At 65.9% G+C, this 12,531-nt stretch carries 12 protein-coding genes; 5 read left to right on the top strand and 7 right to left on the bottom strand.

What is annotated here, in order from left to right:
• Positions 1–41: 41 nt before the first annotated feature.
• The 5 genes from trxA (at position 42) to AC07OC_RS00550 (ending at position 5,599) form a co-directional block, all read left to right on the top strand.
• Positions 42–374 (top strand): thioredoxin TrxA, encoded by a 333-nt coding sequence (gene trxA, locus AC07OC_RS00570; RefSeq protein ID WP_218297655.1) that lies wholly within the window; start codon positions 42–44, stop codon positions 372–374.
• Positions 375–648: 274 nt separating this feature from the next.
• The gene (gene rho, locus AC07OC_RS00565; RefSeq protein WP_056067265.1) at positions 649–1,911 is read left to right on the top strand and encodes a transcription termination factor Rho; all 1,263 of its coding nucleotides are present in this window, start codon (positions 649–651) and stop codon (positions 1,909–1,911) included.
• A gap of 259 nt (positions 1,912–2,170) precedes the next feature.
• Positions 2,171–2,425, top strand: a complete 255-nt coding sequence (locus tag AC07OC_RS00560; protein ID WP_008906759.1) for a type B 50S ribosomal protein L31 — start codon at positions 2,171–2,173, stop codon at positions 2,423–2,425.
• Positions 2,426–2,531: 106 nt separating this feature from the next.
• Positions 2,532–4,232, top strand: a complete 1,701-nt coding sequence (locus AC07OC_RS00555) for a hypothetical protein (RefSeq protein WP_218341604.1) — start codon at positions 2,532–2,534, stop codon at positions 4,230–4,232.
• Entirely contained in the window at positions 4,232–5,599 is a 1,368-nt protein-coding gene (locus AC07OC_RS00550) for an MATE family efflux transporter (RefSeq protein WP_494600313.1), read from the top strand. The genes AC07OC_RS00555 and AC07OC_RS00550 overlap by 1 nt, the downstream gene beginning before the upstream one ends.
• Here AC07OC_RS00550 and phoR read toward each other — a convergent pair.
• The 7 genes from phoR to pstS form a co-directional block, all read right to left on the bottom strand.
• Positions 5,553–6,896 carry a phosphate regulon sensor histidine kinase PhoR gene (gene phoR / locus AC07OC_RS00545; RefSeq protein WP_218341602.1) on the bottom strand — a complete coding sequence of 448 codons (1,344 nt, stop codon included), beginning with the start codon at positions 6,894–6,896 and terminating at the stop codon, positions 5,553–5,555. The two genes, AC07OC_RS00550 and phoR, sit on opposite strands and share 47 nt — an antisense overlap.
• 74 nt (positions 6,897–6,970) lie before the next feature.
• On the bottom strand, positions 6,971–7,678 hold the full coding sequence (phoB, locus tag AC07OC_RS00540; RefSeq protein ID WP_142146933.1) for a phosphate regulon transcriptional regulator PhoB: 708 nt from the start codon (positions 7,676–7,678) through the stop codon (positions 6,971–6,973).
• A gap of 20 nt (positions 7,679–7,698) precedes the next feature.
• Positions 7,699–8,400 carry a phosphate signaling complex protein PhoU gene (phoU, locus tag AC07OC_RS00535; RefSeq protein ID WP_010457902.1) on the bottom strand — a complete coding sequence of 234 codons (702 nt, stop codon included), beginning with the start codon at positions 8,398–8,400 and terminating at the stop codon, positions 7,699–7,701.
• 11 nt (positions 8,401–8,411) lie between these two features.
• A complete protein-coding gene (pstB, locus tag AC07OC_RS00530) occupies positions 8,412–9,194 on the bottom strand; it encodes a phosphate ABC transporter ATP-binding protein PstB (protein WP_218297659.1) in 783 nt (260 codons plus the stop codon).
• A gap of 58 nt (positions 9,195–9,252) precedes the next feature.
• Positions 9,253–10,107 (bottom strand): phosphate ABC transporter permease PstA, encoded by an 855-nt coding sequence (gene pstA / locus AC07OC_RS00525; RefSeq protein WP_218297660.1) that lies wholly within the window; start codon positions 10,105–10,107, stop codon positions 9,253–9,255.
• Positions 10,108–10,150: 43 nt separating this feature from the next.
• The gene (pstC, locus tag AC07OC_RS00520) at positions 10,151–11,170 is read right to left on the bottom strand and encodes a phosphate ABC transporter permease subunit PstC (protein ID WP_218297661.1); all 1,020 of its coding nucleotides are present in this window, start codon (positions 11,168–11,170) and stop codon (positions 10,151–10,153) included.
• A gap of 79 nt (positions 11,171–11,249) precedes the next feature.
• Positions 11,250–12,272 (bottom strand): phosphate ABC transporter substrate-binding protein PstS, encoded by a 1,023-nt coding sequence (gene pstS / locus AC07OC_RS00515; protein ID WP_218297662.1) that lies wholly within the window; start codon positions 12,270–12,272, stop codon positions 11,250–11,252.
• Positions 12,273–12,531: the final 259 nt, after the last annotated feature.

The raw sequence follows: 12,531 nt of genomic DNA, 5'->3' as shown, positions 1-12,531 counted from the left end.
CGTACACCGGTCACAACCCGCTCAAAAACAAGGAATCCGCCATGGCCAGCGAACTCATCAAACATGTCTCTGACGCCAGCTTTGAAGCCGACGTGCTGAAACCCGGCACCGCCGTGCTGGTGGACTACTGGGCCGAATGGTGCGGCCCCTGCAAAATGATTGCCCCCATCCTGGACGAAGTCGCGGGCACCTACCAGGGCAAGCTGCAGATCGCCAAGATGAACGTGGACGAGAACCGCGAGATTCCCGCCAAGTTCGGCATCCGCGGCATCCCCACGCTGATGCTGTTCAAGGATGGCCAGCTGGCCGCCACGAAAGTGGGCGCCATGAGCAAGGCACAGCTGACCGCCTTCATCGACCAGCAACTGGCCTGACCGACGGCCCAGCCCCGGCCCCGCACGCGATCACCCGGCATGCGGGGCTTTCTTGATGAAGGCGCATGGCCCGGGCCGCCAGCCCGGCGCCCACCGAATCCGGCCCGCGTGAATCCCCTGCTTTTTTTCCTGTCATAATTCCCCCAGATCACCGGCCTGCACGCATTGGCAGCCGGACCGAGATCCCCGGCAAGCCGGACCTGCAAACAGCAGCCCATCCGGCACCAGCCCTCCTCCCCCAAGATTCATACCAGCTCCGCCAAGGAGTCATTCCATGCACTTAAACGAACTCAAGGCACTGCACGTGTCTGAAGTCCTGAAGCAGGCCGAAGAACTCGAAATCGAAAACACGGGCCGGATGCGCAAGCAGGAGCTGATGTTTGCCATCATCAAGAAGCGCGCCAAGGCGGGAGAGCAGGTGTTCGCAGACGGGGTGCTGGAAATCCTGCCGGACGGCTTCGGCTTCCTGCGCAGCCCGGACACGAGCTTCACGGCGAGCACGGACGACATCTACATCTCCCCCAGCCAGGTGCGCCGCTTCAACCTGCACACCGGCGACATGATCGAAGGCGAAGTGCGCACCCCGAAGGACGGCGAGCGCTACTTTGCCCTGACCAAGCTGGACAAGGTCAACGACGGCCCGCCCGAGCAGAACAAGCACAAGGTGATGTTCGAAAACCTGACGCCCCTGTTCCCCAAGGAGCAGATGCGCCTGGAGCGCGACGTCAAGAGCGAAGAGAACATCACCGGCCGCATCATCGACATCATCGCGCCCATCGGCCGCGGCCAGCGCGCATTGATCGTCGCCCCGCCCAAGAGCGGCAAGACGGTGATGATGCAGCACATCGCCCACGCCATCACGGCCAACAACCCCGACGTGCACCTGATGGTGCTGCTGGTGGACGAGCGCCCTGAGGAAGTGACCGAAATGCAGCGCACGGTGAAGGGCGAGATCATCGCCTCCACCTTCGACGAGCCCGCCGCGCGCCACGTGCACGTGGCCGAGATGGTGATCGAGCGCGCCAAGCGCCTGGTCGAGCTCAAGAAGGACGTGGTGATCCTGCTCGACTCCATCACCCGCCTGGCCCGCGCCTACAACAACGTCGTGCCTTCCAGCGGCAAGGTGTTGTCCGGTGGTGTGGACGCCGCCGCGCTGCAGCGCCCCAAGCGCTTCTTCGGCGCGGCGCGCAAGGTCGAGGAAGGTGGCTCGCTCACCATCATCGCCACCGCGCTGGTCGACACCGGCAGCCGCATGGACGAAGTGATCTTTGAAGAATTCAAGGGCACCGGCAACTGCGAGATCCACCTGAACCGCCGCCTGTACGAAAAGCGCGTGTTCCCGGCCATCGAGCTCAACAAGAGCGGCACCCGCCGCGAAGAACTGCTGCTGGCGCCCGAGATCCTGCAAAAGACCCGCATCCTGCGCCAGTTCATGTACAACATGGACGAGATCGAGTCCATGGAGCTCATGATCAAGAACATGAAGGCCACCAAGACCAATGTGGACTTCTTCGACATGATGCGACGAGGCGGGTAAGCCCCCTTGAGTCGCCTTCGGCGCCTTCCCCCGGAGGGGGACGCCACCCGTGGCCTGGCAGAGCCAGTTCCACGGTGGCACTGGGCTTGGGCCGCGCCGGTTTCCATCGCTGTGACGGATGCGCAGCGACGTTGAAGAAGACACGTATTCGCCCTGTGCCATAATAGAGGGCTTTTTCTGCGGAAAGTACGCTGGATGTTCCACGGCGCAAAGGTTGCACCGGGTTCAGCACGGCTCCCGCACTTGACAAGGATTGATCATGAAAGAAGGCATTCACCCCAACTACCGCGAAGTCCTGTTCTCGGACCTGTCCAACGGCTTCAAGTTCGTGACCCGTTCGTGCGTGAACACGAAGGAAATGGAAACCTTCGAAGGCAAGGAATACCCGCTGTTCAAGCTGGACACCTCCTCTGAATCGCACCCCTTCTACACCGGCACGCAAAAGTCCGTGGACAACATGGGTGGCCGCGTCGAGCGCTTCCGCAACCGTTTCGGCAAGACCGCAGCGAAGTAATTCGCCTTCTGCGCTCCGCCACAAAGGCAGCCCGGGCAACCGCGCTGCCTTTTTCTATGCTTTTGCCTTTATTCTCGGTGGCTCCGCTTTTGCCGCCCCCTGACGCGTGAATCCACCGACCCCCGCCATCGTCACCCAGAACGCCGTCAGCCCCCTTCCACGCTGGGCGCTGATGCTGCTGTGCATCGCCTACGTCGTGCCGGGCTTCATCGGGCGCGATCCTTGGAAGAGCGCGGATGTCACGGCATTTGGGTACATGCTGGAGCTGGCACAGGGGCGCACTCCGTGGCTCAGCCCCTTGCTCGGGGGCATGCCTCCGGAAACCGAGGGGCTGCTTCCATATTGGCTGGGTGCGTGGGCCATCCAGCTGGCGCCGCAGTGGGTGTCCGCCGAGATGGCCGTGCGTTTTCCTTTCGCGGCCCTGCTGGCGATCACCTTGACCGCCACCTGGTATGCCGTGTACTACCTCGCGCGCAGCCCGGGGGCCCAGCCCGTGGCCTTCGCCTTCGGCGGCGAAGCCAACCCGCCCGACTATGCCCGCGCCATCGCCGATGGCGGCCTGCTGGCCCTGATTGCCTGCCTGGGCCTGGCGCAGCTGTCGCATGAGGTGACGAGCTACCTGGCGCAGCTCAGTTGCACGGCGCTGCTCTTCTTCGCGGTGGCTGCCATGCCGCACCGCACGGTCGCGCCCGCCGTGGCGCTTGTCGCCGGCATGGCCGGCCTGACGCTGGCCGGGGCTCCCGCGCTCGCGGCCCTGCTCGGGCTGGGCAGCATGGCGGTGGTGGTGTATGCGCCCGGCAGCGGTTCCGACCGCCGCCTGCGGTGGGCGCTGGCCCTCGCGGCGGTCACGCTGGCGGCGGGGCTGCTGGCCTGGGGCCTGGACCTGTGGCGCTGGCGGATCGTGGGCTCCGGCTCCGGGGGCAAGGAGTGGCAGAGCCTGGCACGGCTGCTGCTGTGGTTTGGATGGCCCGCCTGGCCCCTGGCCCTGTGGACCCTGTGGCGCTGGCGCAAGCAGATCGTCAGCCGCCAGGGGCACCGGCACCTGCTGCTTCCGCTGTGGTTTGTGGCGGTATCCGTCGCCGCCACCGCCACCACCCAGCCCGCCGACCGGGCCTTGCTGCTGGGCCTGCCCGCCATGGCCGCGCTGGCGGCCTTCGCGCTGCCCACGCTGCGGCGCAGCGTGGGCGCCCTGATCGACTGGTTCACGCTGCTGTTCTTCACGGTGTCGGCGTTGGCGATCTGGGTCATCTGGATCGCCATGCAGACCGGGTTTCCCGCCAAGCCCGCCGCCAATGTGGCCAAGCTGGCCCCCGGCTTCGTGCCGGAGTTCTCCGCGCTGGCCCTGGTCGTGGCCCTGGCGGCCACCGTGGGCTGGTGCAGCCTGGTCTGGTGGCGCGCTTCGCGCGACCGGGCCCCGATCTGGAAAAGCCTGGTGCTGCCCGCCGGCGGCGCGGCGCTGGGCTGGCTGCTGCTCATGACGCTGTGGCTGCCGCTTCTGGACTACGCCCGCAGCTACCGGCCCCAGGTTCGCAGCGTGATGGCGGCACTCGGGCCGGCACCGGGCTGCGTGCAGACCGTGGGATTGAACCGCGCCCAGGTGGCGGCGCTGCAGTACCACGGCGGCCTTTCGCTGCAGCGGGCGGGACTGCAGGACGAGTGCGACTGGCTGGTGGCAGACATCGCGTCCTGGCCGCCTTCCGAGCGCATGGTCAACACGGCGCGCTGGGAAGCCCGGGCCACCATTCCCCGCCCCACCGACAAGAACGACCACCTCCTGGTGTTTCGCCGCGCAGGGCCTGCGCGCTGATGTCCGAACTGTCGGGCATCTCGCGCCACGCGGTGACGGTGCTGGCGGGGCAGCTGGCCGTGATGGCCTTTGGTGTCACGGACACCATCGTTGCCGGGCGCCATGCGGAATCCTCGCTGGCCGCGCTGTCAGTGGGTTCGGCCATCTTCATCAGCGTGTATGTGGCGCTGATCGGGATTCTGCAGGCCCTGCTGCCGGTATGGGCTGAGCAGCGCGGCGCCCGGCAGACGGACGCCCTGGGCCGCTCCCTGCGGCAGGCGCTGTACCTGTGCGGGGCGGCATCGCTGCTGGGAATGGCCATCCTGCTGTCGCCGGGGCCCCTGCTGCGCTGGACCGAGGTGCCCCCCGCCCTGCGCACCGAGGTGGAGAGCTACCTGGCCGTGCTGGCCCTGGCGCTGCCACCCGCCCTGCTCTTTCGGATCTACAGTACCCTGAACCAGGCCCTGGGACGCCCCCAGCTGGTGACCTGGCTGCAGGTGGGATCGCTGCTCGTGAAGCTGCCCCTGTCGGTCTGGTTCACCTTCGGCGGCGGCGGGCTGCCCGCGCTGGGCGTGGTCGGATGCGCCTGGGCCACGCTGGTGGTCAACTGCAGCATGCTCGCGGTGGCGGTCTGGCTGCTGCGCACCCAGGATCTCTATGGGCCCCTGCGCATCTGGCGCCGCATGGACCCCCCTCACTGGCCCACCATCGCGGGCTTTGCCCGGCTGGGCATCCCGGCCGGGCTCGCGGTCATGGTCGAGGTGACCTCGTTCACGCTGATGGCCTTGTTCATCGCGCGCCAGGGCACCACGGCGTCGGCGGCCCACCAGATTGCGGCCAATGTGGCGGCCGTGCTCTACATGGTGCCGCTGTCGCTGGCGATCGCCACCAGCGCCCGCGTCAGCTACTGGCTGGGGGCGGGCGAACCTGCGCGGGCACGCCAGGTGGTTTTCATAGGTTTCAAGCTCTCAGCACTGATCGGTATTGCGCTGGCAGCTATATTGTTAATAGCAAAAGACCAGATTGGGGGCGTGTACTCCGGCAACACCGGCGTGGTGGCCCTGACGGGAGGGGTCATGGTGTGGGTGGCCGCCTACCACGCGGCCGATGCGCTGCAGACACTGTGCGTCTTCGTGCTGCGCTGCTACCGCATCACGGTGGCGCCGCTGGTGGTGTATTGCGTGCTGCTGTGGGGCGCCGGCCTGGGGGGCGGCTACCTGCTGGCCTATCGTGGCCTGGGGCCGTGGGCCACCGAGCCATCGCCTACGCCTTTCTGGGCCGCGAGCGCAGCGGCGCTGGTCGCGACGGCCGCGCTGTTCCTGGCGATGCTCTGGCGTGCGGTCAATCCGGCAGCGAGAAAACACGCAACCGGTTCGCCGGGAAGGTGACCGCGAACACCGATCCCTTGCCCAGGGTGCTGGAGATGTCCAGCGTGGCGCCGTGCCGCTGCAGCACATGCTTGACGATGGCCAGTCCCAGGCCCGTGCCACCGGTCTCGCGGGAACGGCTGCGGTCCACGCGGTAAAAACGCTCCGTCAGGCGCGGCAGGTGTTCCGGCGCGATGCCCGGCCCCGTGTCCTGCACCGAGAAGACGGCACGGCCGTCCTCCTTGCGCTGCCAGGCCACCGTGATCGATCCGCCCGCGGGCGTGTAGCGCACGGCGTTGCTGATGAGGTTGGACAGCGCGCTCTGCAGCTCGGCGGGCACGCCCGCGATATCGCCTTCGGCACGCAGGCTGTCCACGGCCGGAAAAACCATCACATGCTGGCGCGGCTGGTTCTGCGTGAGCAGGGCGGACAATGCGCGGCCCTCTTCCTCGCACCGCTGCATCAGCGCCTGCACGGGCGTCCACTCCGCCATGCCGGGCGGCGGACTGCCCTCCAGGCGCGACAGGGTCAGCAGGTCCTGCACCACGCTTTGCATGCGCAGCGCCTGCTGCGCCATCATGCCCAGGTAGCGCGCTCGCTCATCGGCATTCAGCGGCAGGGTCTGCAGGGTCTCGACGAAACCGGCCAGCACCGTCAGGGGCGTGCGGATCTCATGGGACACATTGGCCACGAAGTCACGCCGCATGGCCTCGGCCTGCTCCAGCGCCGTGACATCGCGCGACAGCAGCAAGGTGCGCCCGTCCCCGTAGGGGTGCAGGTGCACCGAGATGCGCACGGGCCGCGAGGGCGTGCTGAAGCGCCCTTCCAGCACCACATCGTGGGTGAAGTCCTGGGCGGCGAAGTAGGCCGTGAACTCGGGGTCGCGCACCAGGTTGCCGATCGATTGCATCACATCGCGCTGAGCATCAAAACCAAACTGGTTGGCCGCCATCTGGTTGCACCACTCGATCCGGCCCTGCGCATCCAGCAAGACCACGCCGTTGGGCGTGGCCTGCAGCGCCGCCAGGATTTCCTGCAGCCGGTCCTGGCTGTCGCGGATCTGCGCCTGCTGCCTGCGCAGAAGGCGCCGAGCGCGGTCCGCCGCCTCGCCCCAGATGCCGCGCATGGCAGGCACTTCCGCCAGGTCGCCCGTGCGCAGCCAGCGCAGCACGCGGGCACCGCGCAGCAGGTCCCATACAAACCAGGCCCAGCCCGCCAAGGCCGCGCCCAGGGCCGCGCCCCAGGGGCCGCCCTGCCACCATCCCAGGCCACCACCCGCCATCTGCCAGAGCAGGAAATACGAAATACGCCACAGCATGCGGTCAGCTCAGCCTTCTTATCAACGCCAGGGGCGCAACCCGTGCACCCCATCCAAACATCAGGCCTGCGCCATCACGCCTGCAACTGCACCTGCGGCTGGGCCGTGAGCCGGTAGCCTGCCCCGCGCACGGTTTCCACCATGACGGATGCGGCACCCAGCGCTTCACGCAGCCGCTTGACATGCACATCCACCGTGCGCTCCTCGATGAACACATGGTCGCCCCACACCTTGTCGAGCAGCTGCGAGCGGCTGTGCACGCGCTCGGCGTGTTTCATCAGGAAGTGCAGCAGCTTGAACTCGGTGGGGCCCACCTTGAGCGGCTGGCCCTGGAAGGTCACGCGGTAGGTGCCGGCATCCAGCACCAGCTCGCCGATGGTCACGCTGTCGCTGACCTGCTCGGGCGCACGGCGGCGCAGCACCGCGCGGATGCGAGCCAGCAGCTCCTGCGTGGAAAATGGCTTGGTGATGTAGTCGTCGGCACCGGCATCCAGCCCCGCCACCTTGTCGGGCTCGTCGCCACGGGCGGTGAGCATGAGGATGGGGATGGGCTTGGTACGGCTGTCGGCACGCCATTTGCGGGCCAGCGACAGGCCGCTTTGGCCCGGCAGCATCCAGTCCAGCAGGATGACATCCGGCAGCACGGCGTCGAGCTCGCGCTGGGCGGAGTCGCCGTCTTCCGCCCAGAAGGGCTGGAATCCGTTGTGGCGCAGATTGACGGCAATCAGCTCGGCAATCGCGGGTTCGTCCTCCACGATGAGGACGCGTGGGAGCTTTCTCATAGGTGTGCCAAAGCCCTTTCTTACAGCACGGCCGACTCGATCTCGTCGAGGGCAGTGTGGCGCACATCCTTGCCCTTGACCAGATAGATGATCAGCTCGGCCACGTTCTTGGAATGGTCACCGATGCGCTCGATGGCCTTGGCCAGGAACAACAGGTCCAGGCTGGGCGAGATGGTGCGCGGGTCTTCCATCATGTAGGTGATGAGCTTGCGCACGAAGCCGTCGAATTCCTTGTCGATGAGGTCATCCTCCTTGAGGATGGCCACGGCCGCCTTGACGTCCAGCCGCGCGAACGCGTCCAGCGTCTTGCGCAGCTGGCCCGAGGCCAGCTCGGCTGCCACGCGCAGGTCGCTCGACGGCAGCGAACGCGGGGCGCCGCCTTCGATGATGGAGCGCACCATGCGCGCCATCTTGTTGGCCTCGTCGCCCATGCGCTCGAGGTTGGCCGTGGCCTTGGAGAAGGCCAGCAGCAGGCGCAAATCGCGCGCGGTGGGCTGGCGGCGGGCGATGATGGAGGAGAGCTCCTGGTCGATCTCGACCTCCATCGCATTGATGCGGGTCTCCATCGAGGCCACGGTCTCCACGGCCTCCAGGCTGAACTGGGACAGCGCGTAGACCGCCTGCCGGATCTGCGATTCCACCAGCCCCCCCATCTCCATGACACGGGCGGACACGCTGTTGAGTTCGCTGTCGAACTGGGACGAAAGATGTTTATCGGGCATCTGCTGTCTCCTTAGCCGAAACGGCCGGTAATGTAGTCTTCGGTTTCCTTGCGCTCGGGCTTGAAGAAGATCTGTTCGGTGGCACCGAACTCGATCATTTCGCCGAGGTACATGTAGGCGGTGTAGTCGCTGCAGCGGGCGGCCTGCTGCATGTTGTGCGTCACGATGGCGATGGTGTAGTCGTGCTTGAGCTCGTCGATCAGCTCTTCGATCTTGGCGGTGGACAGCGGGTCCAGCGCCGAGGTGGGCTCGTCGAGCAGGAGCACCGAGGGCTTGACGGCCACGCTGCGCGCGATGCACAGGCGCTGCTGCTGGCCGCCGGACAGGGACAGGCCGCTCTGGTGCAGCTTGTCCTTCACCTCGGTCCACAGCGCCGCCTTGGACAGCGCCCATTCCACACGGTCGTCCATCTCGCTCTTGCTCAGCGTCTCGTAGAGCTTCACGCCGAAGGCGATGTTGTCGTAGATGGACATGGGAAACGGCGTGGGCTTCTGGAACACCATGCCGATGCGCGCGCGCAGCAGGTTGATGTCCTGCTTGGGGTCCAGGATGTCCTGGCCGTAGAAGTTGATCGAGCCTTCCGCACGCTGGCCCGGGTACAGGCTGTACATGCGGTTGAGCGTGCGCAGCAGGGTGGACTTGCCGCAGCCCGAAGGGCCGATGAAGGCGGTGACCTTGTGTTCCGCGATGTTGAGGCTGACATTGCGCAGCCCCTGGAACTTGCCGTAGAAGAAGCTCAGGTTGCGCAGTTCCAGCGCATTCTTGCTGGCGGTGGCGGTAGCGGTGGCGTTCATTGTCAATTCCTGAAAATGGAGGCGGTCTGTATCTGCAATGGGGAGGGCTGGCGTGGGGTCAGACGCGGTTCTTCTCGCGCAGGAAGACCCGTGCCACGACGTTGAGGATCAGCACCGACAGCGTGATGAGCAAGGCACCGCCCCAGGCCAGGCGCACCCAGTTCTCATAGGGGCTCAGGGCAAACTGGAAGATCACCACCGGCAGGTTGGCCATGGGGGCGCTCATGTTGGTGCTGAAAAACTGGTTGTTGAGCGCGGTGAACAGCAGGGGCGCCGTCTCGCCGCTGATGCGGGCCACCGCCAGCAGCAGGCCGGTCATCACGCCGCTGCGCGCGGCACGCAGGGTGACCATGGTGGACACCTTCCAGCGCGGCGCGCCGAGCGCGAAGGCCGCTTCGCGCAGGCTGCCGGGCACCAGGCGCAGCATGTTCTCGGTGGTGCGCACCACCACGGGCACGGCGATCAGCGACAGCGCCAGGCTGCCAGCCCAGCCCGAGAAGTTGCCCACCGTGGCCACGGCAATCGCGTAGACGAAGAGCCCGAGCACGATGGACGGGGCCGACAGCATGATGTCGGTCACGAAACGGGTGAGTTCGGCCGTCTTGCTCTGGTCGCCGTATTCCGCCAGGTACACGCCCGCCAGAACACCGATCGGCGTCGATACCAGCACGGTGAAGCCCACCATCATGAGGCTGCCGACGATGGCGTTGGCCAGGCCGCCGCCCTCGGAGCCCGGTGCCGGCGTGGACTGGGTGAACATGTTCAGGTCCAGCGCGGCCAGGCCGTTGGCCAGCAGCACGCTCAGTATCCACAGCAGCACGAACAGGCCCAGCACCATCGCGCCCAGGGACAGGGTCAGGCCGACGGCGTTGGAGCGCTGGCGCTTTTTGTAGAGTTGTTGGTTGAATTCCATGGAGCTTGTCTCAAAGGAGGTTCATGGGCAGTGCGGCGCGGGCTCAGAGGCCCTTGGCCTTTTCGGCGCGCAGCATCATGATCTTGGCGGCCGACAGGACCACGAACGTGATCACGAACAGCAGGAAACCGAGGGCAAACAGCGTGGAGAGGTGGAAATCCGCCGCCTCGCCAAATTCATTGGCCAGCGTGGAGGCAATGGACGTCCCTGGCGAAAACAGCGAAGTGGGCATGCGGTTGGCATTGCCGATCACGAAGGTCACCGCCATGGTCTCGCCCAGGGCGCGGCCCAGGCCCAGCATGACGCCGCCGATCACGCCCTTTTGCGTATAGGGCAGCACGACGCGGCGCACCACCTCCCAGGTCGTGCAGCCCAGGCCGTAGGCCGACTCGCGCAGGATGGGCGGGACGATCTCGAACACATCGCGCATCACGGCCGCCACGAAGGGCAGCACCATGAACGCCAGCACGATGCCGGCGGCCAGGATGCCGAAACCGTTGGTGCTGCCGCCAAACAGGAAGCCCACCAGCGGCATCGAGCCCAGCAGCTTCTGCACCGGCATCTGGAAGTAGTCGGCAAACAGCGGGGCGAACACGAACAGGCCGAACATGCCGTAGATGATCGAAGGCACGGCCGCCAGCAACTCCACCGCCGTGCCCAGCGGGCGCCGCAGCCAGACCGGGCAGGTTTCCGTGAGGAAAAGGGCGATGCCGAAAGCCAGGGGCACCGCGATCAGCAGCGCGATGCCGGCACTCGCCAGGGTGCCGACGATGGCAATCGCGGCACCGAATTCTTCATTGATGATGTCCCATTCCACGCGCCAGATGAACTGGACTCCGAACTTGTGGAATGTCGGCCACGCGTAGACAAAAAGGGAAACGATGATGCCCAGCAGCGCCGCGAGCACCAGCAGCGACAGGCTTTGGGTCAGGCGATGGAAAAAGATGTCCTGCAGGCGCTGCCGCCTGGCAATCGATACCATGGACTCTGTGGGGGCGTCCGTCGTCTTGACGGACACAGGTTGCGAACTCATGGTGGTTCCCACGCTCATGTTGACTCCCATCTGGCTTCTGGAGGCCCCACAAACCAGCACCCATCAGCCAGACCAGCCGGCCGATGGGGGGTATTCTGGGGCAACTGGCTTACTTCTTGATCTGCGACCAGACCTTGGAGCGGATCTCGGCGGTCAGGCTGTCGGGCAGCGGAACATAGTCCAGTTCCGTGGCCATGCCCTTGCCGTTCTTGAACGCCCACTCGAAGAACTTCAGCACTTCGGCCGACTGCGCCTTGTCGGCGGGGTCCTTGTACATCAGGATGAAAGAAGCGGTGCTGACGGGCCAGCTGTCCGCGCCCTTGGCGTTGACCATCGAGATGCCCATGCCCGGCACGCTGAACCAGTCGGCGCTGGCGGCGGCGGCCGCAAAAGTCTTGTCGTCAGGGCTCACGTACTTGCCGTCTGCATTCTGCAGTTGCAGGAAGTTCATGTTGTTCTTCTTGACGTAGGCGTATTCCACGTAGCCGACAGCGCCCTTCACGCGGGTCACGTTGGCGGCCACGCCTTCGTTGCCCTTGCCGCCTACGGACGACGCGGCAGGCCACTTCACGGCCGCGCCCTTGCCCACGGAATCAGCCCACTCCTTGCTGACCGCCGACAGGTAGTCGGTCCAGTTGAAGGTGGTGCCCGAACCATCCGCGCGGTGTACCACGGTGATGTTCTGGTCGGGCAGGGTCTTGCCAGGATTCAGCGCGGCGAGCTTGGCATCGTTCCACTTGGCGATCTTGCCCAGGAAGATGTCCGCCAGCACGGGGCCCGTCACGCGCAGTTCGCCGGGCTTGAAGCCGTCCAGGTTGATCACGGGCACCGTGCCGCCGATGATGGCGGGAAACTGCACCATGCCGTCCTTGTCCAGGTCGGCGCCGGACACGGGCGCATCGGTGGCGCCGAAAGCCACGGTCTTGGCGCGGATCTGGCGGATGCCGCCGGAGGATCCGATGGACTGGTAGTTCAGGCCCGTGCCCGTTTCCTTCTTGTAGGCCTCGGCCCACTTGGCGTACATGGGGAACGGAAAGGTCGCGCCTGCACCGGTGATGTCCGCCGCAAAGGCACTGCCCACAGCCATGGTGGCCAGTGCGACAGCGACGGTTTTGAGAAATGTGCGTTTCATTATTCAGTACCTTTTGGCTAGGGTTAACAGGAACAGCACGAACTCTAGGCCCCCAAGATGACAATTCGGTGACACAAGGCACCCCGTCGCACAGAGCCGCCACACGGTCATCCAACGCCGCGCGCACCGTCATGAATCTGTCACACGGTCCACGGACACTGGGCGGCTCGCGATCAGCACCCGCCTCCATGAGGGAGACGACGGGTGCCGCACCGATGCACCTGACGCTCGCGGTACGATGCCGAACGAAGCTCCCACC

This window comes from Acidovorax sp. GW821-FHT10E04 (assembly GCF_059415185.1).
Note: the sequence above shows the minus strand (reverse complement) of the source record. Positions and strands in the feature narration are given on the sequence as shown.